Raw genomic sequence first — 23,885 nt, 5'->3', positions numbered from 1 at the left:
ACATGACAGGAGTTCTTGCATGAGCAGTCTATTGTTTTCGCCGCTGACCCTGCGCGGGGTCACCTTGCCCAACCGCATCGCCGTCTCCCCGATGTGCCAGTATTCGGCCGAGGACGGCTTCGTCAACGACTGGCACCTGGTGCACCTGGGCAGCCGTGCCGTGGGCGGGGCCGGCCTGGTCATCATGGAGGCCACGGCGGTGGTTCCGGAAGGCCGCATCACCAGCGCCGATCTCGGTATCTGGAAGGATGAGCACGTCGCGCCCCTGCGCCGTCTCACCCGCTTCATCGAGCAGCAGGGTGCCGTGCCCGGTATCCAGCTGGCACATGCGGGCCGCAAGGCCAGTGCCCTGCGTCCCTGGGATGGCCCGGCGGCCAGTGTGCCGGTGGCCAAGGGAGGCTGGCTGCCGCAGGCGCCCTCGGCCCTGGCCTTCGATACCACCTACACCGAACCGCATGCCATGAGTACGGCGGAAATTGCCGCACTGGTGCAAGCCTTCGCCGAGGCCGCCCGTCGCGCCCTGGCCGCCGGTTTCAAGGTAGTCGAACTGCATGGCGCGCACGGCTACCTGGGCCATCAGTTCCTCTCGCCCCTGAGCAATCACCGCACCGACCAGTACGGCGGCAGCTTCGAGAACCGCATCCGCTTCCTGCTGGAAACGGTGCAGGCGACCCGCGCCGTCTGGCCCGCCGAACTGCCCCTGCTGGTGCGCCTGTCGGCCACCGACTGGACCGAGGGCGGCTGGGGCGCCGACGATACGGTGGCCCTCTCGGCCCGCCTGCGGGAAATGGGGGTGGACCTGGTGGATGTGTCCACGGGCGGCAACCTGCCCTCGGCGGCCATTCCGGTCGGCCCCGGTTACCAGACCGGCTTTGCGGCGCGCGTGAAAAACCAGACCGGCATCGCCACCGGCACGGTCGGCATGATTACCGACGCCTTCCAGGCCGAGCACGTGCTGCGGACCGGCCAGGCCGACCTGGTGCTGCTGGCGCGCGAACTGCTGCGCGATCCCTACTGGCCGCTGCATGCCGCTCAGCAATTGCGCGAAGACGTGGCCTGGCCGCCGCAATACGTGCGGGCGGCGTCCAGCAAGACACCGTTGCGGCCGGATGTGCAATACGGCGGCAAACAGGACCTGGGCCTCACAAGCAGCGCCTGAAAGAAAAACTGCCGTTCAGCCTTCAGGCTGAACGGCAGTTTTTTGCTGGCTTCGCGTCGTGAGGCGATCAGCCCGGACGACGCTTGTGGCGCAAGTACTCGATGATCCCCGGCAGGATCGACAGGATCACGATGGCCACGATCAACAGGCTCAGGTTCTTCTTGACGATGGGCAGGTTGCCGAAGAAGTAGCCGGCATAGCCGAAGCTGGCCACCCAGGCGATGCCACCGATGACGTTGTAGAGGAAGAAGCGCTTGTAAGTCATCGCGCCCACGCCCGCCACGAAGGGTGCAAAGGTGCGCACGATGGGGGCGAAGCGGGCGATGATGATGGCCTTGCCGCCGTGCTTCTCGAAGAAGGCATGGGTCTTGTCCAGGTATTCCTTCTTGAAGATGCGCGAGTTGGGCTTGTCGAACACCTTGATACCCAGCATCTTGCCGATCTGGTAGTTGGTGCTGTCGCCCAGGATGGCGGCCACGATCAGGGTCAGCAGCATCAGGTGAATGTCATAGGCGCCGGTAGCGGCCAGGGCGCCGGTCACGAAAAGCAACGAGTCGCCGGGCAGAATGGGCGTGACCACCAGACCGGTTTCGCAAAAGATGATCAGGAACAGGATCAGGAATAACCAGGGACCATAGGAAACGGCCAGTTCGGCCAGGTGACGGTCGATGTGGAGGATGAAATCGACCAGGAACAGAAGGATATCCATAAGCCTGTAGAGAGAGGGGAAGTGGCAGAAAGTGGGCATTGTACCAACAGCCCCGCCCCTCTCCGCGAAATTTGATGCAGTGCCGCAGCCACCCTTCCCGCCCCTCCTCCCCTCGCGCATTGATGAAAGTTTTTCCCTGTCGCGCAATCTGTTCATGCGCCACCCCAGCCATGGCCCAGGCCGCTGTGCCAGAGCCCGCTACCCGTGGGCTGTGGCGGCCGGATCGGGCGGTTTCACGGGAAGTCCCGGGTCAGAATGCTGCCGTTGACGCTCCTGCGCGGCTCCACTACAGTCGTTCGCACCGGCCTTTCCCCACTACGACAAGACCAGCCCACGCTGGCATCGGGGCCGGATCCCCCCCAGGAGACCAAACCATGGATCTGAACCTGCAGGACCATCACGTCATCGTCACCGCCGGTGCCCAGGGCATCGGCCTCGCAATTACTGAAACGTTCATCAAAGCAGGCGCGCAAGTGCACGTCTGCGATATCGATGAGGCTTTCCTGGCCGATGCACGTGCCCGACTGGCAGGCGCGGCGGTGAGTTTCAGCCGTACCGACGTGGCCAGTCCGGCGCAGGTCGATGCCATGTTCGCCGACCTGGCCGCGCGCTGGGACGGAAGACTGGACGTCCTGGTCAACAATGCCGGCATTGCCGGTCCCACGCTGCCGGTGGAAGACATCGATGCGGCGCAATGGGACCAGACCATCGCCATCAACCTGACCGGCCCCTTCCTCTGCACCCGGCGCGCCGTGCCCATGCTGAAGAAAAACGGCGGCGGCGCCATCGTCAATATTTCCTCGGTGGCCGGTCGGCTGGGCTTTGCCTTGCGCACGCCCTATTCGGCATCCAAGTATGGCGTCATCGGCCTGACCGAGACCTGGGCCATCGAACTGGGCCCGTCCAATATCCGTGTCAATGCCGTCTTGCCGGGCATCGTCGAAGGGCCGCGACAGGAGCGCATCGTGGCCGCCAAGGCGGCGGCCTATGGCATCGAACATGAAGAAATGCGCACACGCTTGCTTTCCAAGGTCTCGCTGCGGCGCATGGTCAGCGCCCAGGATATCGCCAACCAGATCCTTTTCCTCTGCTCGCCCGCCGGTGCTGCCATCAGCGGCCAGAGCCTGTCGGTGTGCGGCAACGTCGAAACGCTGGCCTAGCGCCCTTCCCCTTTTCTTTGTCCTCTCCAGGAGCAAGTCCCATGGCCCAGCCTCGCAAAGTCATCATCACCTGCGCCGTCACCGGCGCCATCCATACGCCTTCGATGTCGCCCTACCTGCCGGTGACGCCCGAGCAGATCCGCGATGAAGCCCTGGCTGCCGCCGAGGCGGGCGCGGCCATCGTGCACCTGCATGCGCGCGACCCGCACAATGGCAAGCCGACCCAGGATCCGGACGCCTTCCGCAAATTTCTGCCGCAGATCAAGGCCGCCTCCAACGTGGTCATCAACCTCACCACCGGCGGCGCGCCGACCATGGGGGTGGAAGAACGGCTGCAACCGGCGCTGCAACTGAAACCGGAAGTGGCTTCCCTGAACATGGGCTCGATGAACTTCGGCCTGTATGAAATGCTGAACCGCTTCAAGGACTTCAAGTACGACTGGGAACAACCCTACCTGGCCGGCTCGGACGACCGCATCTTCCGCAATACCTTCAAGGACATCGCCTACATCCTCGAGTCCTGCAGCGCCAACCAGACCCGCTTCGAGATCGAGTGCTATGACATCGGCCACCTCTACACGGCGGCGCACTTCATCGACCGCGGCCTGATCAAGCCGCCCTTCCTGATCCAGTCGGTATTCGGCCTGCGCGGCGGTATCGGCAACGATGTGGAAGATGTCATGCACATGAAGCGCACCGCCGACCGTCTCTTCGGCGATGCCTATTTCTGGTCGGTGCTGGGGGCCGGACGCGGCCAGATCCCGATTGCCACCATGGCCGCCGCCATGGGCGGACACACCCGCGTGGGGCTGGAAGATTCTCTGTGGGACGGCCCCGGCCAACTGGCCAAAAGCAATGCCGATCAAGTGCGTCGTATCCGTACCGTGATCGAGGCGCTGTCCTTGCAGGTGGCCACGCCGGACGAAGCGCGTGACATGCTACAACTCAAGGGCGGGCAGAACGTCGGATTCTGAAACAGGCCCGGGCTTGCGGGGAACACCGGGACGGAACAGCGTCTCCGGTGTTTTTCTTCATCTTGCTGCAATGACAAGCCGGTCCGGCATCGGGTGTTCGGGCGGTCGATACGCTACAATCCTTCATCTTTTGGCCACCCGGCCAGCCTCCCGAGCATTGCAATGAAACAATACCAAGACCTCATCCAGGACGTGCTAGAGAACGGCTCCTGGCAAGACAACCGCACCGGCATCCGTACCTTGAGCATTCCCGGCGCCATGATGCGCTTCGACCTGCAGAAGGGTTTTCCGGCGGTGACCACCAAGCGCCTGGCCTTCAAGTCGGTGGTGGGCGAACTGTGCGGCTTCCTGCGCGCCACCCGCAGCGCGGCCGATTTTCGTGCCCTCGGCTGCAAGGTCTGGGACCAGAACGCCAACGAAAACGCTGACTGGCTGGCCAATCCCTTCCGTACCGGCACCGATGATCTGGGTCCGGTGTATGGCGTGCAATGGCGAGAATGGCCGGCCTACAAGCTGATCGACGCCGCGCACACCGCGCAGATCGACGCGGCCCGGGCCAAGGGCTTTGCCATCGTCTCCTCGCTGCAGGACAAGGGCGAGGAAAAAGTCCTGCTCTACAAAGCCGTGGACCAGCTGCGCGAATGCCTGGACACCATCGTCAAGAATCCCGGCAGCCGCCGCATCCTTTTCCACGGCTGGAACTGCGCGGTGCTCGACGAAATCGCCCTGCCCGCCTGCCATCTGCTGTATCAGTTCCTGCCCAACCAGAGCACCGGCGAAATCTCGCTCTGCCTGTACGTGCGCAGCAACGACATCGGCCTGGGCACGCCCTTCAACCTGGCCGAGGGGGCGGCGCTGCTGCACCTGGTGGCACGCCTGACCGGCTACCGGCCGCGCTGGTTCAGCTACTTCGTGGGCGATGCGCACATCTACGAAAACCATATCGACATGGTCAAGGAGCAGTTGACGCGCGAGCCCTACCCGCTGCCGCAACTGGCCATCGCCGAGCGCGTGCCGGAATTCGCCAGGACCCGCGAGTACGCCCCGCAATGGCTGGAACGGGTCGAGCCAAGCGACTTCTCGCTGGTCAACTACCAGCACCACGCCCCGCTGACCGCGCCCATGGCGGTCTGATCCACTTCGGCAGGCCACGGCATCGCATCGGCGCCGGCCTGCGCTTCGGGAGTTCGCATGTCCACTGCGCTGCTGCAACGACTGGGCCTGGCCCATCCCATCATCCAGGCGCCCATGGCGGGCACCTCCACCGTCACCATGGCCGCTGCGGCGTCCAATGCGGGCGCACTGGGCTCGCTGGCGCTGGGCGCCTCTTCGGTGGCGCAGGCGCGCGAAGCCCTGGCGCAACTGCATGCCCTGACCGACAAACCCTTCAATGTCAATTTTTTCTGCCATCAGCCAGCGGTGCTGGACGGGGCGCGCGATGCGGCCTGGATCGCGCATCTGCAAGGGCATCTGGACGAATTCGGCGGCAGTATCAAGCTGCCGCTCAAGGAGATCTACCGCAGCTTCGTCGTCGATACCGAGATGCAGCAGCTGGTGCTGGAACTGCCCCCGGCAGTGGTGAGCTTCCACTTCGGTCTGCCGCAGGCGGGCGTGATCCAGGCGCTCAAGAATGCAGGCGTCTTCCTCATGGCCACCGCCACCAGCCTGGAGGAGGCGCGCCTGATCGAAGCGGCGGGCGTCGATGCCATCGTCGCGCAAGGTATCGAGGCCGGCGGCCATCGCGGCATCTTCGATGAACACAAGGATGAAGAAATCGGCACCTTCGCCCTGGTCCGCCTGCTGTCCACGCACTGCCGACTGCCGGTGATCGCCGCTGGCGGCATCATGGACGGCGCCGGCATCGCCGCGGCCCTGCAACTGGGGGCACAGGCAGTGCAGTTGGGGACGGCCTTCCTGCTCACCCGCGAATCGGGGGCCAATGCCGCCTACAGGAATTTGCTGAAAAGTTCACGTGCCCACCACACCCGCGTGACGGCAGCGATCTCGGGCCGCCGCGCACGGGGCATCGTCAACCGTTTCATGGAAGAAATCGACATATCGACTGCAAACCGCCTCCCTGCCTACCCCGCCGCCTACGACGCCGCCAAGCAACTGCATGCCCTGGCCAGCGCCAGGGACGTGCACGAGTTCGGTGCCCACTGGGCCGGACAGGGCGCCGCGCTGATCCGGGATGGTTATACGGTGGGGGAACTGGTGCACCTGCTGGTGCAGGAGTGGCGGGCGCAGGCCTGAGCCTGCCCGTGTTCAGGAAACGGTGTCGGTGCGGGTGACGGTGTCGTCCGGAACCTGCTTGTCCTGCCAGCCGCCGCCCAGCGCCTTGTAGAGCGAGACCGTGGCCTGCAGGCGCTGCAGCTTGATCTGGCCGAGCTGGTTCTGGGCTTCGGACAGGGTGCGCTGGGTATCGAGTACCACCAGCAGGTCTTCCGCACCGGCGCGGTAGCGGATCTCGGCCAGTTCGAAGGCGAAGCGCGCCTGGTCCACTTCATTGATTTTCAGGCGATAGCGCTCTTCCAGGCTGCGAATGGCGCCCAGCGCCTTTTCCACTTCCGACAACGAGGTAATGACGCGCTGCCGGTAGACCTGCACCAGTTCTTCCTTCTGCGCTTCGGCCAGCGCCTGCTGGTTGCGCAGGTTGCCGCCATCGAAGATCGGCGCGATCAGGCTGGTACCGAGATTGGCAAACAGATTGGGACCATTGAAGAGCGACAGCAAGGCATTGCTCTGCGCGCCGGTGGAGCCGGTGAGCGAAATACTGGGGAAGAGCGCGGCCCGTGCTACCGCCACATTGGCATTGGCGGCCGCCAGATTGGCCTCGGCGCGGCGGATGTCGGGGCGGCGGGTCAGCAGTTCGGAAGGCAGGCCGGCCGAGATGCGCGGCATCTGGATGCGCGCCAGCCCCTTTTCCTCGACCTTGAAATTCTGCGGCGGACGGCCCAAGAGGATGGCCAGTGCGGTCTGCGCATCCTGTTCCTGCTGCTGCAGGTCGGGAATCAACTGGCGCTGGTTGGCCAGGGCCGAACGCTGGCGCGCCAGGTCCAATGGCGAAGCTGAGCCGGCGCGGCTTTGCGCCTCCACCAGGCGTAACACGCGCTCGGCATTGTTGACGTTCTGGCGCGCGATCTCCAGCCGGTCGCGCAATGACAGCACCTGCAGATAGGTGGAGACGATGCCGCTGGTGACGGTCAGGGCCACCGTCTCGCGATCGTAACGATTGGCACGCAAGGTGGCTTCAGCGGCTTCGACGCCCGCACGGTTCTTGCCCCAGAAATCGATTTCGTAGCTGACCTGCAGGCTGGCATTGGCGGTGTTGGTCGGTGTGCCGCCGGAAATGGGCATCTCGCGGCTGGCACCCGCGTTCAGTGCCACGTTGGGCAACAGTGGCGCCCCGGCGATGCGGGCCTGTGCCTCGGCCTGCTTGACGCGCGAGAAGGCGGCGGCGATTTCATAATTGTTGCGCTGGCCTTCCTGCACCAGCGCGGACAATTCGCTGCTGCCAAACTGCTTCCACCAGTCGCTATCGGGCCACAGCTGCTCGGCGTGGGCGACGTCGGCGGAGGCGCCGCCGCCCCACTGGTCGGGCACCTGCATTTCCAGGATGGGATCGGGCTGCACGTCCCGCGTGACGCAGCCACCGATGGCCAGGACCAGCGCGACGGCCATCGCCACCCGCGTCAAGCGGGGCAACGGGAAAGAAGTCAGCAGCAGTGAACTACGCAATGTCATGGCCTTGAACGTCGAAAAACGGAAAACGGAGAAACCGGGCCGCCCGGGCAGCCGTTACTGTACAGCAAGCCCTGCCGGCCGTGCGCGACTACTTGGCAAGCGCCGGCGGATTGGCAGGCAGCAGCACCTGCTCGCCCTCCTTCAACCCCGACAGTACCTGGGCGCGTTCGCCATCGCGAATGCCGATCTTGATCTTGCGCGTCTCCAGCGTGCCATCGGGAGCCACCACCTTGACACTCTGGGTGCCGTCCATGCCCGGCTTGGTCACCAGCGAACGCGGAATGGTCGGCACATGCTCGGCGCGCGCCAGCACGAAATACACGTCGGCACTCATGCCGCTCATCAGTTCGCGGCTGGGATTGGCCACATCGAAGAGCACGGTGTAATACGCCTTCTTGCCCTGGCGTCCGGAGTCATCGGTGGGCAGCAGCATGATCTGGCGCAGCTTGCCGCTCCAGCGCTTGCCGGGGTAGCCGGGCGTGGTGAAATACGCCGTCATGCCCTTTTGCAGGCGCGTCACGTCCTCTTCCGCGACCGGCACCTGCACCGTCATGCGCGAGAGATCGGCGATGCGCATGAGCACTTCCTGGTTGGCGCTGACCATCTGGCCGGGACGTGCATTGAGGGTGACGATGGTACCGCCGGCGGGGGCTTCGATGCGGGTCTGCTTCTGCACCGCCTCATCTTCACGGATGGCCGCTTCGGTCTGCTGGATCTGGGCGTTGGTGGCGTCCACGCGGGACGCCGCCGCATACATGTTCATGCGGCTGGATTCATAGGATTCTTCGCGGGTGGCGTTCTCGGCCTTGAGCTGGGTCTGGCGCTGGAACTGCAACTGAGCAAAGTCGAGCTGGGCGTTCTGTCCGGCCAGTTCGGCCTTCAGGCGCGCCAGGGTGGCACGGTTGCTTTCGATGCGGCTGTTCTGCACGGCCGGCGCCACGGTGGCCAGCAGGCGCCCGGCTTTGACCGACTCACCGATCACCACTTCCACATCCGAGATCTGTCCGGCCACCTTGGAGCCGACATCCACGTAATCCTGAGCCACCACATTGCCGGTGGCGTTGACCACCTGTTCCAGGTCGGCGCGCTCTACCGCGACCGTCTCCAGCTTCACCGGAATCGGCTTGGGCGGCGGCGGTGGCGGCGCCTGGCGGGAATACAGCGCATAGCCGCCGCCCAGCACCAGCGCCAGGGCGATACCGCTCCACCAGGCTTTCTGCCGCGCAGGCGCATGGGTGGTCGGAATAATATGTGGAAGTGGTTCGTGCGGCTCGGTCATGTCACTGGCGGCAAGCGTTCAAGTCGGATTCAACAAGGCGTGATGATCCCTGCAAAACATGACGGCCGAATGTCTTCGGCCGTCCCTGTTGCGGTGCTGGCGCGCCCCCTCAGGCGGCCAGTACCGGTGCTTCGATGGCGCTGGCGGGTACGGCCTTCTGGCGGGCCGCGTACCAGTCGGGATGAACCTCGGCAGCACCGCTCCAGACCGCCTGGTGCAGTTGTGACAGCAGGCCCGGCTCTTCCAGGATGCTGTTCTTCTGCTTGTCGTTGAGCGCGTCCGGTCCATCCTTGAGCGCACTACGCACCAGCTTCTCGCGCAGGTGCTGGGTCAGTGCCGGCACCTGCGGGTGCGCATGCGCGGTGGCGCACACCAGCGCATTGAACGACGGATCGACCACGGCCTCGACGAAGCCCGGCAACGGCGGCGTCTCTTCGTGATGGCGCACGGTCTCGCGCAGTTCCAGCGGCGGCGAGGTCTCTTCCGGGATCTTGAACAGACCGGCACGGCGGAAACCACGACCATAAGTTACCCGCGAAGACAGCACCGACACCGGCACCGAAACGGCCAGCGAACCGGCAATCGGGATGAGCCACCAGATGAAGGAGGGATTGAGCCAGTACACCAGCGCGCCCCAGGCCACGCCCAGCACCGAATGCCAGCCATGGCGACGCACCGCCTCGCCCCAGCCGGTTTCATTGTCGGCCCGCGGCGGCGACTTCCAGCCGGCATTCCAGCCGAGGAAGGCCCCCAGCACGAAGCGCGTATGGAACAGCATGCGCACCGGGGCCAGCGCCATCGAGAACAGCAGTTCGATCAGCATGCTCACGAACAAGGCCAGCGCGCCACCGAAACCGCGTGCGCCCTTCACCGCAAACAGCAGCACGGCCAGGATCTTGGGCAGGAACAGGATGGTGGCCGTAGCCGACACCAGCGCCAGGGCCTTTTCCGGATGCCACTCGGGCCAGATCGGGAACAACTGGCGGGGCGCCGTGAAATATTGCGGATCGATCAGCGTATGGGCCGCCAGCAACACCGTGGAGAGGATCAGGAACAGGCCCCACAGCGGCGCCGACACATAGGCCATCACGCCAGTGACGAACACGGCGCGATGCACCACGTGCATGCCGCGCGCCAGGAACAGGCGGAAGTTCATCAGATTGCCCTGGCACCAACGGCGGTCGCGGCTCAACTCGTCGAGCAGGTTGGGCGGCATTTCTTCATAGCTGCCATCCAGGTCATAGGCGATCCACACCGACCAGCCGGCGCGCCGCATCAGCGAGGCTTCCACGAAGTCGTGCGACATGATCGGCCCGGACAGGTTGCTCTTGCCCGGCAGCGGCGCCAGCGCGCAATACTTCATGAAGGGCTGCAGACGGATGATGGCGTTGTGGCCCCAGAAGTGCGATTCGCCCAGCTGCCAGTAATGCAGCCCGGCCGTGAACAACGGGCCGTATACGCGCGTGGAGAACTGCTGGATGCGCGCATAGAGCGTATCGCGTCCGGCTGCACGCGGCGCGGTCTGGATGATGCCCGCGCCCGGATGGGCTTCCATCAGGCGGGTCAGCTTGGTAAGGCATTCGCCGGTCATGACGCTGTCGGCGTCCAGCACCACCATGTAGCGATAGGCGGCGCCCCAGCGGCGGCAGAAATCGTCCAGGTTGCCGCTCTTGCGCTTGACGCGGCGGCGGCGATGGCGATAGAAGATGCGCCCGAAGCCACCAGTCTGGCGGCACAGGCGATCCCATGCGGCGGTTTCTGCCGCGCAGATATCAGCTTCGCCGCTGTCGCTCAAGATGAAGAAATCGAAATGCCGGATCTGCCCGGTGCGTTCCAGCGACTCGTAGGTCGCCCGCAGGCCGGCGAAGACGCGCGCCACATCCTCGTTGCAGATGGGCATGACGATGGCCGTGCGGGCCTCGGGTGCAATCTCGGTATTGCCGGCCTTCTCATGCGAGATCAGGTACTTGTCGTCACCACGCATCAAGACCAGGAAACCCGTCATGGCCGTCCAGAACCCGGCCGAGACCCAGAGGAACAGCAGCCCGAACAGGAACAGCACCAGCATCTCCAGCGGCTTGGTGCCGTGATAGGGCAGCACGTCGCTCATGAAGTAGGTGGCCATCGAGGTCTGCAACACCATCAGCACCAAAAGCGTAATACGGCGCACGTTGCCCGTATGCTGCCAGTGCCCCTTGGGATCGGGGGCCTCGGACTGGTCCAGGTGATCTTCGATGTAGCGCGGTTCGTCATCCACCGGCGGCGCGGCTTCGAGCACCTTGGCGCGGCCCTTGCGGGCGCGGCGCCAGCGGCTGGGACGGCGTTCCAGGCGGCGGTTTTCTTCTTCCACCCAACGCGAGAACGGATTGAGTTCACCCCAGGGACGCGGCACCATGGACTTGCGCTGCAGAGGCGGCCCGACCGGAATGCGCGGCTGGCCGCGCTCCTGACCGATGGGTGGAACCGGGGCGCCCTGCACGGCCCGCGCAGCTTGCACGGCCGGCACCGCAACCGGCTGGGCGGCGGGATACATGAGGCGCAGGCGGGCATCGACCGAGGCTTGCGCCGCGGCCGGCACCAGGCTGGCATCGCGTCCGCTGGCCTCGGCCAGCACGCGGTGCAGGTCGACCACCGGATCGCCGGAGCCGATTGCACCCGCCCGCGCGGCCAGGTCCTGGCGTTGTTCAGGCGACAGCGGCAGGCACGCGAGGTAATCCTCCAGCGTCTGCGAGGCTGCCGAAGTCTGCCTTAGTTGGGGGGTAATATGTAGCTCCACGTTTCAGACAAGGTTGTGCCGCCATTGGCATTGCGCAGGAAACCGCGCAGCTCGACAGGCTTGTTTTCTTCCAGACGGCGCAGCTTGACTTCCACACGCCAGCCGCCGGTCACGTCATTCTTGCGGGTAGTCACGCTGGCCAGCTTGCCATTGGCATCGGCCTCGACCACCCCTTCCACCCGCGCGTTGGCGGGCAGCTTCTTGAGATTGCCACCATCGAAGTCAATCGCCAGCTGCTGCACCTCATCGGTCTTGCCGTCCTGCTTGGGACGATAGCCATGGCCGAACAGGGTCTGGGTGACGAAGGCCAGCGGCGGGCGCTTCTCGTTGTCCTTCTGCCAGGACAGGCGGTATTCCACGTTCAGCGGCTGGCCCGGCTTGGGCAGCGTGTTGGGGATCCAGTAGGCCACGATGTTGTCGTTGGTCTCGTCAGGCGTGGGGATCTGCACCAGCTCCACGCGGCCCGAACCCCACTTGCCCTTGGGCTCGACCCAGGCGCTGGGGCGCGACTGGTAGTTGTAGTCCAGGTCTTCGTAGTGCGAGAAGTTGCGGTCGCGCTGCATGAGGCCAAAGCCCTGGGGATTGTCGAAGGAGAACGAGGTCACCAGCAGGCGCTTGGGGTTCACCAACGGACGCCACAGCCATTCGCCGGTCCCCGACTGCATGGCCAGGCCGTCCGAGTCATGCACTTCCGGACGGAAGTCGTCGGCCGGACCCGGCTGGTTCTCGCCGAAGAGGAACATGCTGGTCAGCGGAGCAATGCCCAGCTTGGTGACGTTGCTGCGCAGGTAGATCTGGGCCTTGACGTCCATGACCGTATCCACCCCGGGCTTCAACACGAAGCGATAGGCGCCGGTGGCGCGCGGCGAATCCAGCAGCGCGTAGATCACCAGGTCCTTGGCATCGGCGGCCGGGCGCTCCAGCCAGAATTCGGTGAAGCGGGGGAATTCCTCGCCCGAATAGAGCGCCGTATCGATAGCCAGACCACGTGCCGACAGGCCGTAGCTCTGCCCTTTCCCCATGGCGCGGAAGTAGCTGGCACCGTGGAAGGTCAGCACGTCATCCTTGACCTTGGCCGAGTTGAGCGGGAAGCGGATACGAAAACCCGCAAAGCCGATATTGCGCAGGGTGCGCGGATCGACGCTGCGATTGGCGCTGTAGTCGAAGAGGGCCGGACTGAAATGGATCTCGCGCACGGCGTTGCCCACCACTTCATTGATCTTGACCGGCTCGGTATAGCTGGCGCCAAGATGGATGAAGGACAGTTCGAAGGGCAGCTTCTGCGCGCGCCAGACCGACTTGTCATCGCGGAAGTAGAGCCGGCTGGCCTGCTCGTAGCTCAGGTCCTTGAGCGACTTGGGCAGGTCATCGGCAGGCTTCTTGTAGGATTTGCCGGCCAGTGCCTTGGCGCGGGCGGCCACCGTGTTGAAATCGAAGGCCAGGGCCGCCTGCGGCAAGGCCAGCGCCAGCAGACCCGCCAGGGCCGCCGGAGCGGCAAGGCGACGCCACCAGGCCCGTCGTGCGGCACTGCGCGGGGAAACAAGTCCCTCGCCAGGCCAGGAGGTGGTGTGAAGCAGCATTATTGTTTTGTCGGACATGCAGTTTTCTGGTTGATTGCCCCGGCAGACACTGGAAGCAGCGCCGCACCGGAAGGCAGGCGCTAGTTTACCCAAATGTGGCCAGGATTGTTCGCTAGTTCATATCGGGATGGCATGCTTGCGGCCGGAATGGCCCCAATGGGTAATGTTTCATGAAAGAAACTTCATTCGGCCGCAAACCCGGCTTTAGCGCTCAAGGCAGCCGACCGGTTCAGATATAAGGGCAGATGGCGCTGCATAAAGTTCCGTGTTGCAGCATGGCTGCTGTAACATTATGTTTTGTCGCGCCTGCCTCCGGCCCCGTGCCGGCCTGCTTTCCCCTCGTTCCAACCCAGATTTGCGCATGACCACTGCTTCCGGCTCCCTGACCATCGTCGTCGCCACCGACCTCAACAACGGCATCGGTATCCGCAACACCCTGCCCTGGCATCTGCCGGAAGACCTGGCGCATTTCAAGCGCACCACCTCCGGGCATGCCATCCTGATGGGCCGCAAGACCTTCGAATCGATCGGTCGGCCGCTGCCCAACCGGCGCAACATCGTCATCACCCGCAATGGCGGGTGGCAACACGCGGGCGTGGAGACGGCCGGCTCCCTGCAGGAAGCCGCCGCACTGGTGCAGGCAGCGCCGGCCTTCATCATCGGCGGGGCGCAGATCTATGCCGAGGCGCTGCCGCTGGTGGACCGCCTCATCATCACCCGCATCGGGAAAGTCTTCGATTGCGACGCCTTCTTCCCGGCCCTGGACCAGGCGCTGTGGCAGGAGACGGCGCGCGAGAACCACCGGTCCGAAACTTCCGGATTGGACTACGCTTTTGTGACATACCAAAGACGTTGATCCGGCCCGACAACAGGCTGTTGTTTTTTCCCTTTTTTGCTTACACTGCGCAGCTCTTTAGCGCAGTTGGCGCACACGTGGCGCGCATATCTGCGACAATCCCGCTTTCATTTTTCCGGCGCGCAAGCACTGCCAGCCCAGGCGCTTTTCTTTTGACCCCCTGCGCGCGTGTGCCGAACCGGCTCCCCGCGCGCAAAGCCTGGAGAAATCCATGAAATTCCGATTCCCCATCGTCATCATCGACGAAGACTTCCGCTCCGAAAACACCTCGGGCCTGGGCATCCGCGCCCTGGCCGACGCCATCGAAGCCGAAGGCATGGAAGTGCTGGGCGTGACCAGCTATGGCGACCTGGCCCAGTTCGCCCAGCAACAGTCGCGCGCCTCGGCCTTCATCCTGTCCATCGACGATGAAGAAATGGGCGCCGGCTCGGATGAAGAGACCGACCACGCCCTGAAGGCCCTGCGTGCGTTTGTCAGCGAAATCCGTCATAAAAACGCCGACATCCCCATCTATCTCTACGGTGAAACCCGCACCTCGCGCCACATTCCCAACGATGTGCTGCGCGAGTTGCACGGTTTCATTCACATGTTCGAAGACACGCCGGAGTTCGTGGCTCGTCACATCATCCGTGAAGCCAAGTCCTACCTGGACGGCCTGGCCCCGCCCTTCTTCCGCGCCCTGGTCGATTACGCCCAGGACGGCTCCTATTCCTGGCACTGCCCCGGTCACTCCGGCGGCGTGGCCTTCCTGAAGTCACCTGTGGGCCAGATGTTCCACCAGTTCTTCGGCGAACGCATGTTGCGCGCCGACGTCTGCAACGCCGTGGAAGAACTCGGCCAACTGCTGGACCACACCGGCCCGGTGGCCAACTCGGAGCGCAATGCGGCGCGTATCTTCAATGCCGACCACTGCTACTTCGTCACCAACGGCACCTCGACCTCCAACAAGATGGTCTGGCACTCCACCGTCGCCCCCGGCGACATCGTCGTGGTGGACCGCAACTGCCACAAGTCCATCCTGCACTCCATCATCATGACCGGTGCGATTCCCGTGTTCCTGATGCCGACCCGCAATCACCTCGGCATCATCGGCCCGATCCCGCTGGAAGAGTTCACCCTCGAAAGCATCCAGCGCAAGATCGAAGCCAACCCCTTCGCCCGCGAAGCCAAGAACAAGAAGCCGCGCATCCTGACCATCACGCAATCGACCTACGACGGCGTGGTCTACAACGTCGAGACCCTGAAGAACATGCTCGACGGCGAGATCGAGACCCTGCACTTCGACGAAGCCTGGCTGCCGCACGCCACCTTCCACGACTTCTACAAGGACATGCACGCCATCGGCAAGGACCGTCCGCGCGCCAAGAAGTCGCTGATCTTCTCGACCCAGTCGACTCACAAACTGCTGGCCGGCCTGTCGCAGGCTTCGCAGATCCTGGTGCGCGAATCGGAAACCGTGAAGCTCGACGAAGACGCCTTCAACGAAGCCTTCTTGATGCACACCTCGACCTCGCCGCAGTACTCCATCATCGCCTCCTGCGACGTCGCGGCGGCCATGATGGAAGCACCGGGCGGCACGGCGCTGGTGGAAGAAAGCATCCTGGAGGCGCTGGACTTCCGTCGCGCCATGAAGAAGATCGACCAGGAATTTGGCGATGAGTGGTGGTTCCAGGTCTGGGGCCCCAACAGCTTTGCCGCCGACGGCATCGGCGAGCGCGAGGACTGGGTCATCAAGGCCGAGGACGACTGGCACGGTTTCGGCAACCTGGCGCCGGGCTTCAACATGCTGGACCCGATCAAGGCCACCATCGTCACCCCCGGCCTGGCCCTGAACGGCCAGTTCGGCGAGAGCGGCATCCCTGCTTCCATCGTGACCAAGTACCTGGCCGAGCACGGCGTGATCGTGGAGAAGTGCGGCCTGTATTCCTTCTTCATCATGTTCACCATCGGCATCACCAAGGGCCGCTGGAACACCCTGGTGACGGCGCTGCAGCAGTTTAAGGACGACTACGACAAGAACCAGCCGATCTGGCGCATCCTGCCCGAGTTCGCCCAGCGCAACCCGCGCTACGAGCGCCTGGGCCTGCGCGACCTGTGCCAGCAGATCCACGAGACCTACCGCGCCTACGACGTGGCCCGCCTGACCACCGAGATGTATCTCTCGGACATGCAGCCGGCCATGAAGCCTTCGGACGCCTTCGCCAAGATGGCCCACCGCGAAATCGATCGCGTCCCCCTGGACGAACTGGAAGGTCGCGTGACCTCGATCCTGCTGACCCCCTATCCGCCGGGCATTCCGCTGTTGATCCCGGGTGAGATCTTCAACAAGACCATCGTTGATTACCTGAAGTTTGCGCGTGATTTCAACGAGAAATTCCCGGGCTTCGAAACCGACGTGCACGGACTGGTCAAGCGTGAAGTCAACGGCCGCCGCGATTACTTCGTGGATTGCGTCAAGCAGTAAGTCTCAGTTCTGCGTGCAAAAAAAGCCGGTGCCTGCGAAGGCATCGGCTTTTTTCATGCTGCTGCCGGATGCAATCCGATCAGAAGCTACCGAGATAGAAATAACCCGCCAGTGCCCCGCCAAACAACAACCACAGCGGATGAATCTTGGTCTTGAGCGCAATGATGGCGGTGGTCGCCGTGATGGCCGCGAGGAAGCCATGCGTGATCGATGCCTGCGCGATCAACAGCGCCGAAGCCGCCACCAGCCCGCCGGTGACCGGCAGCAGGCCGGCCTGCACGTGACGCCGCCAGGGCTTGTCCTTGCACCTCTCCCAGACGTGCAACATGATGATGGTGATGATGGAGGACGGACCGAACTTGGCCAGGCTGGTCACCAGCATCCCCCAGAAGCCCGCCACATGCCAGCCCACCAGCGTAACCACCATCAGGTTGGGGCCCGGCGCGGCCTGACCCAATGCAAACAGCGCACTGAAATCCTCGGCGCTCATCCAGTGATGGACTTCCACCACCTGGCGCTGCATCTCGGGGAGGATGGTATTGCCGCCACCGAAGGCCAGCACCGACAACTGGGTGAAGATGATGGCCAATGCGATCAGGGTCTGGCTCATTGCGCGCCCTCCTTCTTGCCCGCAGTCTGCGGCTTGGCCGCGAAGCGGCTGCCATAGCGGGCGGTGAGCACCACGCTGACGGGCGTCATCACCAGCATCACCCACAGCAGCGGAATGCGCAGCAAGGCGATGGCAATGAAACAGACCACTGCCACGCCCGCCAGCACCAGGTTCTTGCGCAGGGGCAAGGCGATCTTGACGGCCATCTGGATCAACAGCCCCGCTGCCGCCGCCGCCAGTCCCGCGAACAGGTGCTTGACGTTGGGATCATGCTGGAAGTGCTGGTAGATCATGCCCAGCAGGATCACCACCATCGAGGGCACGGCGATGAGCCCGGTGATACCGGCCAGCGCCCCCTTCCAGCCCCGGAACTTCATGCCCAGCGCCACCGACAGGTTGATGATGTTGCCCCCGGGGAGGAACTGACACAGGCCCAGCAGCTCGACGAATTCGGGATCGGTGAGCCAGCGGCGGCGCTCCACGATCATGCGGTGCGCCAGCGGCAAGGCACCGCCGAAGGCGGTCATGCCCAGGCCAAGAAAGCCCAGGAAGATTTCCCGGGTAGAAGGAACGGCCCGCTCAGGGGCCGGCAGGTCAGGAGTACTCATCATCATCTCATGCGAACGCGGCGTGATTGCCGGATGAATGAAAGGCTACTCTTGGGGAGGGTTTTTGTCTAATATATGTCAGATACTTGATCCATATTTTAAAAATATGTCACCTTCCATCGATCTGCGCCTGCTGCGCTACTTCATCGCTGTGGCTGAAGAGGGCCACCTGACCAAGGCGGCCGAGCGCATCGGCATCCAGCAGCCGCCGCTGTCGCAGCAGATCCGCCTGCTGGAGCGCGAGCTGGGCGTGACCCTCTTCAACCGCCTGCCGCGCGGCATGGAGCTCACTGACAGCGGGGTGGCCCTGCTCAATGATGCACGCGCCCTGCTGGCGCAACTCGATACGTCGGTGGCCAGCGTGCGCCGTATCGCCCAGGGCAAGATGGGGCGCATTGCGGTGGGCTTTACCGAATCGGCTTCTCTGCATCCCTTCGTGCATTCGGTGATCCGCGCCTTTCGCGCCGATGCACCGGATGTCGCCATGACGGTGGAAGAAAGCAACACCAATGAACTGATCGAAGCACTGCGCGCCAAGCGGCTGGATCTGGCCTTCGTCCGTTCCCCGGTGGGCGATTCGGGCGGATTGACCATCGAGACCATGCTGGTCGAAGACATGGTGGCCGCGTTACCCATCGACCATCCGCTGGCCGAGCAGGGCAAGCGCAAGAGCCTCGCCCTGCACGCACTGGCCGAGCAATCCTTCATCATGACGCGCCGGCCCAACGGTCCTGGCCTGTACGACACCATCATCGCGGCCTGCCATGCGGCCGGATTCTCGCCGCAGGTGATCCAGGAGGCGCGCAAGAATCTGTCCACGCTATCGCTGGTGGCTGCTGGCGTGGGGGTGGCGGTGATCCCGGCATCGATGACGCGGGTCAATGCGGAGGGCGTGGTGTACCTGAAGCTGACCGGTGCGCCCGAGCTGAAGGCACCGCTGCACCTGGCTTACCGGACTGGCAGCATCAGCGGTGCGGCGCGCCTGATGCGGCAGGAAGCCTTGAAATTGAGTGCGGGGCGCAAACGGCGTTGATATCTGCTGCATATGGCAAGTTGCAGATCCATACAAAGCAGGCTTGCAGCTGATGAGAGTGTGGTTTTCAACCTGAAGGCAGGCGGCGATGTGGAAACGGACTCTTGCATCAATACAATATTCCAATAATAATTGAACTATTGAATTGAAGGAGAGCGAAATGGAAACCAGGACTGTCATCACCGCATTGGCCGCATTAGCCCAGGAATCGCGCCTGGCCATCTTCCGGCACCTGGTTCAGCTCGGCCCCGAAGGCTGCGCCGCCAGCAAGATCGGAGAAACCTTGGGCATCGCCCCCTCGTCCGTCTCCTTTCATATGAAAGAGCTGACACACGCGGGCCTGGTGAGCTCCCGCCAGGACGGGCGTTTCGTCATCTACGCGGCCAACTACGGTGCAATGAATGAAGTATTGAGTTTTCTGACGGAAAACTGCTGCGGGGGCAATCCTTGTTCGACCGTGAGCGCCTGCAGCGAGCGGTCCGCCACCACGTCAGCAACAGCGGGAACCATCAGACAGAGTTCATCATGAGCACCCACCGACTTAAACCCCTGCCCCCTCATTTACTGACCAAGGATAGAAAGTGCTGACTGCGCTCGTCATCTTCCTGCTCACCCTGATGTTTGTCATCTGGCAGCCCAAAGGACTGGGCATTGGCTGGAGTGCCTGCGCCGGTGCGGCCGTGGCGCTGGCGGCGGGCGTCATCCATCTTTCGGATATCCCGGTGGTCTGGCATATCGTCTGGAACGCTACCGGCACCTTCATCGCCATCATCATCATCAGCCTGTTGCTGGACAAGGCCGGCTTTTTTGAGTGGGCCGCCCTGCATGTAGCGCGCTGGGGAGGTGGACGCGGGCGTCTGCTGTTCGTGCTGCTGGTCCTGTTGGGCGCGGCGGTATCGGCCCTGTTCGCCAACGACGGCGCTGCGCTGATCCTCACTCCCATTGTCATCGCCATGCTGCTGGCACTTCGCTTTTCGCCGCAGGCAACACTGGCCTTCGTGATGGCGGCCGGCTTCATCGCCGACACGGCCAGCCTGCCGCTGGTGGTGTCGAACCTGGTCAATATCGTCTCGGCGGACTTCTTCAAGATCGGATTCGCGCAATACGCCTCGGTCATGATCCCGGTGGACGTGGTCTCGGTCGTGACGACGCTTATCGTCCTGTTCATCTACTTCCGCCGCGATATCCCCCGACACTATGACCTGACGCAACTGCAAGAACCCGCCGCAGCCATCCATGATCGAGCGACCTTCGTCGCCGGCTGGTGGGTACTTGCGATGCTGCTGGCAGGCTTTTTCTGGCTGGAAGACAGGGGCGTACCGATCAGCGCCATGGCAGCCGCGGGCGCAGTGATTCTCCTGGCAGTCGCAGGCAAGGGCCAAGTCATTTCCACGCGTGAAGTCATCAAAGGCGCGCCCTGGCAGGTGGTGTTCTTCTCGCTGGGGATGTACCTGGTGGTGTATGGACTGCGCAATGCAGGACTGACGGACCACTTGACGGGCGTGCTGAACGGTCTTGCCGAACATGGCGTCTGGGGCGCTGCACTCGGCACCGGTTTCCTGACGGCCTTGATGTCCTCCATCATGAATAACATGCCCACGGTGCTGGTCGGGGCACTATCGATCGATGCCACCACCGCACAGGGCGTCGTGAAAGAGGCAATGATCTACGCCAACGTCATTGGCAGCGACCTTGGCCCCAAGATCACCCCCATCGGCAGCCTGGCCACCTTGCTGTGGCTGCACGTGCTGGACAAGAAGAACATTCATATTTCCTGGGGCTATTACTTCAGGGTCGGCGCCTTGCTGACGCTGCCGGTCCTGCTGATCACCCTATCCGCTCTGGCCATCAGGCTGGGGGGATGAGCAGGATGGCCCTGCCCGCTCCGTCAACTTCAACACAGGCATTCATCATGACCACGATCTACCATAACCCCGCATGTGGCACCTCCCGCAACACCTTGGCCATGATCCGCAACAGCGGTGAAGAGCCGACGATCATCGAATACCTGCAGCACCCGCCCAGCCGCGAGCAGCTGGTCCAGATGATCCGGGATGCCGGTCTCGCCGTACGCGACGCCATCCGTCAAAAGGCTACGCCCTACGCCGAGTTGGGCCTGGATGATGCCGCTCTGAGCGACGACCAGTTGCTCGATGCCATGCTGACCCATCCCATTCTGATCAACCGGCCATTCGTGGTGACGTCCAGGGGAACCCGCCTGTGCCGCCCCTCGGAGCTGGTACTGGAGATCCTGGAAAATCCTCAGCAAGGTGGATTCACGAAAGAAGACGGCGAAGTCGTCGTCAATGCGGAGGGCCACCGTGTCAACTCTGCCAGGTGATCTGCCCAACGTCGACGCGAGTCAGTTCAAGGCCCCCTCCATCGCCGATTTCGCCAGGATCGGGGCGTCGTCACACCCTCCGCGATTTCTCTTGCTGTACGGCTCCGTTCGTGAACGCTCCTATAGCCGACTGCTGACCATGGAAGCGGCCCGCTTGCTGGAGGCATTGGGTGGCGATGTCAGGATCTTTGATCCGCGCGGCCTGCCGCTGCCGGACAGCGAACCGGAGACACATCCGAAAGTGCTTGAACTGCGGGAGCTGGCCAACTGGTCTGAAGGGATGGTGTGGTGCTCGCCTGAACGCCATGGTGCCATGACGGGGATCATGAAGGCACAGATCGACTGGATTCCACTCTCTCAGGGCGCCATTCGCCCTTCGCAAGGCAAGACGCTGGCGGTCATGGAGGTATCGGGCGGCTCGCAGTCCTTCAACGCCGTCAACCAGATGCGGATACTCGGTCGCTGGATGCGGATGCTGACCATCCCGAACCAGTCTTCGGTGGCCAAGGCATATCAGGAGTTTGACGAAGCCGGCAGGATGAAACCGTCGGCATACTACGAGCGCGTGGTGGACGTGATGGAGGAACTGTTCAAATTCACGCTGTTGACGCGCGACGTCTCGCCCTTCCTGACTGACCGCTATAGCGAGCGAAGAGAATCGGCCGAAGAACTGACCGGGCGCGTCAACCAGCGCGCCCTCTGATCCGACGGACATGCTGCGAGGCGCTTGATTGGCCGGCGCAGCCCGTCAATCATAGTGCAGCAACATTCCATAAATGATTTATATCATTTATGGAATTCAACCCATCAGGTCTTGGGCAGGGTCACGCCATGCTGCCCCTGGTACTTGCCGCCGCGATCCTTGTAGGAGGTTTCGCAGATTTCATCACTCTCGAAGAACAGCACCTGGGCGCAGCCTTCGCCGGCGTAGATCTTGGCGGGCAGCGGGGTGGTGTTGGAGAACTCCAGGGTGACATAGCCTTCCCATTCGGGTTCGAAGGGGGTGACGTTGACGATGATGCCGCAGCGCGCGTAGGTGGACTTGCCCAGGCAGATGGTCAGCACGCTGCGCGGGATGCGGAAGTATTCGACGGTGCGTGCCAGGGCGAAGGAGTTGGGGGGGATGATGCAGACATCGCCCTTGAAATCGACGAAGGATTTCTCATCGAAGTTCTTGGGATCGACGATGGTGGAATTGATGTTGGTAAAGATCTTGAATTCGTTGGCGCAGCGGATATCGTAGCCATAGGACGAGGTGCCGTAGGAAACGATCTTGCTCCCGTCGGCCGCCAGGCGCACCTGACCGGGCTCGTAGGGTTCGATCATTCCTTCCTGCTCCGCCATGCGGCGGATCCACTTGTCTGACTTGATGGCCATGGTTGTTTGCTGTATTCGACGGATTCGGAGAATGCGGCATTTTACGCGAAAAATGGGTCAAGTTGGGGCGATTGGGGGGAATCGGGGCGGGTGTGGCGCTGTTGGTGTTGGTCGATGTTGATTGCCTTGGGAGCCCCCCCTCGGGATAGCACCTCACCTTTCAACGTATTGAGAATATCTCCGATTACCCGGCATCAGCGGATTTCATCCGATCAGCGATGAACCTGACATTTCGGAGGGAGAGAGTCACCGCGATTGAGGTGTCCGAATTCGCCCCCTTCCCTCCCGCCTCTCTATTTCATACCGACCAATACTGACGAAGCAAACTATTCCACCTGACCGTCCAGATGGAAGTGTTGTGCTGAATATCATTTGATTTTTGATCGAAGGAAAAATCGTCAAGCCCTCGCTCAATCCAGAAGAATTTCAATATCCCCCCACCGCGATTTGCGCTTCAATGGCTCTCTTTCTTGCATACCGTTCAAGTAGCACAAAGGAGCCTTGAGCCGCTCTCCCAGAGACGAGCACTGCACGCTGAAGAACATCACGTTCAACAAGAAGACAACCCGACCGGAGGAAGCAGAACATGCTCAACAGGCGCCAATTTCAATGGTGCGCAGACCACCATCGTCAGATCAGAATTGTGTGCTGGACGCTGATCGCCATTTTCGTCTTTCGTTACGTCCTGCTGTTCTTCATCCGTTTCTATTGGAACGGCATTGGACCGCTGGACTACCGCCCGGCCGACTCGATGATGGAGAAAATGAATTGCCAGACCGACCAGATCAAGGCCATGTTCATTCCTTCGACCAACCAGGTTTTTCCTCCCCGGTGGAATCTTAGCCCCTTCAAATCCAGCAATCTGGACCGCACCGATGCGCGGTTCTGGATGCTCGAGAATTATCCAACCACCTTGATCGGCTCCGAAATATTGACCGAGGCGCCCGCCTGCCTGGGTGCCTACATTGCCGACATGAAGGACTATCCGGGGCCGTATGCCATCCTCATCGTTGACCGGGATTCGGGCGAGACCATTTTCCGTATTGCACTGCTCAAGGACTATCTGACGCGATAAAGCGGGATGGAATTATTAGAACCCATTTCATAAATAGGCGTGAGTGCGAGCGAGTCCCGTTTGGGATGAAGTGCAAGGCGCGAGTGGGTCAAGACTGGGCGTCTTGACCCAAATTCGTAACGCAGCAATTCGCCCAAACG

General features: G+C 62.8%; 21 protein-coding genes. 13 read left to right on the top strand and 8 right to left on the bottom strand.

Annotated features, from left to right (window positions below; translation table 11 throughout):
* The first annotated feature begins 19 nt into the window (after window positions 1–19).
* Entirely contained in the window at window positions 20–1,159 is a 1,140-nt protein-coding gene (locus HNO82_RS07860; protein ID WP_175343305.1) for an NADH:flavin oxidoreductase/NADH oxidase, read from the top strand.
* Window positions 1,160–1,226: 67 nt separating this feature from the next.
* On the opposite strand, the gene HNO82_RS07855 is transcribed toward HNO82_RS07860, so the two are convergent.
* Window positions 1,227–1,868, bottom strand: a complete 642-nt coding sequence (locus tag HNO82_RS07855; protein WP_175343304.1) for a DedA family protein — start codon at window positions 1,866–1,868, stop codon at window positions 1,227–1,229.
* A 374-nt stretch (window positions 1,869–2,242) separates the two neighbouring features.
* Between HNO82_RS07855 and HNO82_RS07850 the strand changes: the two genes are divergently transcribed.
* The 4 genes from HNO82_RS07850 to HNO82_RS07835 all read left to right on the top strand — a co-directional run bounded on the left by HNO82_RS07850 (window position 2,243) and on the right by HNO82_RS07835 (window position 6,255).
* Entirely contained in the window at window positions 2,243–3,028 is a 786-nt protein-coding gene (locus HNO82_RS07850) for an SDR family oxidoreductase (RefSeq protein ID WP_175343303.1), read from the top strand.
* Between the two features lie 41 nt (window positions 3,029–3,069).
* Window positions 3,070–4,002, top strand: a complete 933-nt coding sequence (kce, locus tag HNO82_RS07845; protein WP_175343302.1) for a 3,5-dioxohexanoate:acetyl-CoA acetone transferase — start codon at window positions 3,070–3,072, stop codon at window positions 4,000–4,002.
* Between the two features lie 162 nt (window positions 4,003–4,164).
* Entirely contained in the window at window positions 4,165–5,136 is a 972-nt protein-coding gene (locus HNO82_RS07840) for a thymidylate synthase (RefSeq protein WP_175343301.1), read from the top strand.
* Window positions 5,137–5,193: 57 nt separating this feature from the next.
* A complete protein-coding gene (locus tag HNO82_RS07835) occupies window positions 5,194–6,255 on the top strand; it encodes an NAD(P)H-dependent flavin oxidoreductase (RefSeq protein WP_175343300.1) in 1,062 nt (353 codons plus the stop codon).
* A gap of 12 nt (window positions 6,256–6,267) precedes the next feature.
* Here HNO82_RS07835 and HNO82_RS07830 read toward each other — a convergent pair whose 3' ends face one another.
* The 4 genes from HNO82_RS07830 to HNO82_RS07815 form a co-directional block, all read right to left on the bottom strand.
* Window positions 6,268–7,746, bottom strand: a complete 1,479-nt coding sequence (locus HNO82_RS07830; RefSeq protein ID WP_249776961.1) for an efflux transporter outer membrane subunit — start codon at window positions 7,744–7,746, stop codon at window positions 6,268–6,270.
* A gap of 88 nt (window positions 7,747–7,834) precedes the next feature.
* Window positions 7,835–9,025, bottom strand: a complete 1,191-nt coding sequence (locus HNO82_RS07825; RefSeq protein ID WP_008331166.1) for an efflux RND transporter periplasmic adaptor subunit — start codon at window positions 9,023–9,025, stop codon at window positions 7,835–7,837.
* A gap of 109 nt (window positions 9,026–9,134) precedes the next feature.
* Window positions 9,135–11,801 (bottom strand): glucans biosynthesis glucosyltransferase MdoH, encoded by a 2,667-nt coding sequence (mdoH, locus tag HNO82_RS07820; protein WP_175343299.1) that lies wholly within the window; start codon window positions 11,799–11,801, stop codon window positions 9,135–9,137.
* A complete protein-coding gene (locus HNO82_RS07815; RefSeq protein WP_008331171.1) occupies window positions 11,774–13,399 on the bottom strand; it encodes a glucan biosynthesis protein G in 1,626 nt (541 codons plus the stop codon). Before HNO82_RS07815 ends, mdoH begins: the two co-directional genes overlap by 28 nt.
* A gap of 343 nt (window positions 13,400–13,742) precedes the next feature.
* Here HNO82_RS07815 and HNO82_RS07810 point away from each other — a divergent pair, with 343 nt between their 5' ends.
* Together HNO82_RS07810 and HNO82_RS07805 are read left to right on the top strand one after the other, a co-directional pair.
* The gene (locus HNO82_RS07810; RefSeq protein WP_175343298.1) at window positions 13,743–14,237 is read left to right on the top strand and encodes a dihydrofolate reductase; all 495 of its coding nucleotides are present in this window, start codon (window positions 13,743–13,745) and stop codon (window positions 14,235–14,237) included.
* 211 nt (window positions 14,238–14,448) lie between these two features.
* Window positions 14,449–16,701 carry an arginine/lysine/ornithine decarboxylase gene (locus HNO82_RS07805; RefSeq protein WP_175343297.1) on the top strand — a complete coding sequence of 751 codons (2,253 nt, stop codon included), beginning with the start codon at window positions 14,449–14,451 and terminating at the stop codon, window positions 16,699–16,701.
* 79 nt (window positions 16,702–16,780) lie between these two features.
* Here HNO82_RS07805 and HNO82_RS07800 read toward each other — a convergent pair whose 3' ends face one another.
* Both HNO82_RS07800 and HNO82_RS07795 read right to left on the bottom strand, forming a co-directional pair.
* Window positions 16,781–17,311, bottom strand: a complete 531-nt coding sequence (locus HNO82_RS07800; RefSeq protein ID WP_008331175.1) for a chromate transporter — start codon at window positions 17,309–17,311, stop codon at window positions 16,781–16,783.
* Window positions 17,308–17,925, bottom strand: a complete 618-nt coding sequence (locus tag HNO82_RS07795; RefSeq protein WP_175343296.1) for a chromate transporter — start codon at window positions 17,923–17,925, stop codon at window positions 17,308–17,310. Before HNO82_RS07795 ends, HNO82_RS07800 begins: the two co-directional genes overlap by 4 nt.
* Window positions 17,926–18,025: 100 nt before the next feature.
* Between HNO82_RS07795 and HNO82_RS07790 the strand changes: the two genes are divergently transcribed.
* The 5 genes from HNO82_RS07790 (at window position 18,026) to arsH (ending at window position 21,996) form a co-directional block, all read left to right on the top strand.
* Window positions 18,026–18,952, top strand: a complete 927-nt coding sequence (locus HNO82_RS07790; RefSeq protein ID WP_008331177.1) for a LysR family transcriptional regulator — start codon at window positions 18,026–18,028, stop codon at window positions 18,950–18,952.
* 160 nt (window positions 18,953–19,112) lie between these two features.
* Window positions 19,113–19,481, top strand: coding sequence for an ArsR/SmtB family transcription factor (locus HNO82_RS07785; protein ID WP_175343295.1), 369 nt, complete (start codon window positions 19,113–19,115; stop codon window positions 19,479–19,481).
* 52 nt (window positions 19,482–19,533) lie between these two features.
* Window positions 19,534–20,817, top strand: a complete 1,284-nt coding sequence (locus HNO82_RS07780) for an arsenic transporter (RefSeq protein WP_175343294.1) — start codon at window positions 19,534–19,536, stop codon at window positions 20,815–20,817.
* A gap of 47 nt (window positions 20,818–20,864) precedes the next feature.
* Window positions 20,865–21,293: an arsenate reductase (glutaredoxin) gene (gene arsC / locus HNO82_RS07775; protein WP_175343293.1), complete on the top strand. Its 429-nt coding sequence runs from the start codon at window positions 20,865–20,867 to the stop codon at window positions 21,291–21,293.
* On the top strand, window positions 21,259–21,996 hold the full coding sequence (gene arsH / locus HNO82_RS07770) for an arsenical resistance protein ArsH (protein WP_175343418.1): 738 nt from the start codon (window positions 21,259–21,261) through the stop codon (window positions 21,994–21,996). The genes arsC and arsH overlap by 35 nt, the downstream gene beginning before the upstream one ends.
* 104 nt (window positions 21,997–22,100) lie before the next feature.
* Here arsH and dcd read toward each other — a convergent pair whose 3' ends face one another.
* Window positions 22,101–22,670, bottom strand: coding sequence for a dCTP deaminase (dcd, locus tag HNO82_RS07765; protein ID WP_008331199.1), 570 nt, complete (start codon window positions 22,668–22,670; stop codon window positions 22,101–22,103).
* 586 nt (window positions 22,671–23,256) lie between these two features.
* Between dcd and HNO82_RS07760 the strand changes: the two genes are divergently transcribed.
* The gene (locus HNO82_RS07760) at window positions 23,257–23,745 is read left to right on the top strand and encodes a hypothetical protein (protein ID WP_175343292.1); all 489 of its coding nucleotides are present in this window, start codon (window positions 23,257–23,259) and stop codon (window positions 23,743–23,745) included.
* The last annotated feature ends 140 nt before the right edge of the window (window positions 23,746–23,885 follow it).

This window comes from Herbaspirillum sp. C9C3, from assembly GCF_013359625.1.
Classification (GTDB): Bacteria; Pseudomonadota; Gammaproteobacteria; order Burkholderiales; family Burkholderiaceae_D; genus Herbaspirillum.
Note: the sequence above shows the minus strand (reverse complement) of the source record. Positions and strands in the feature narration are given on the sequence as shown.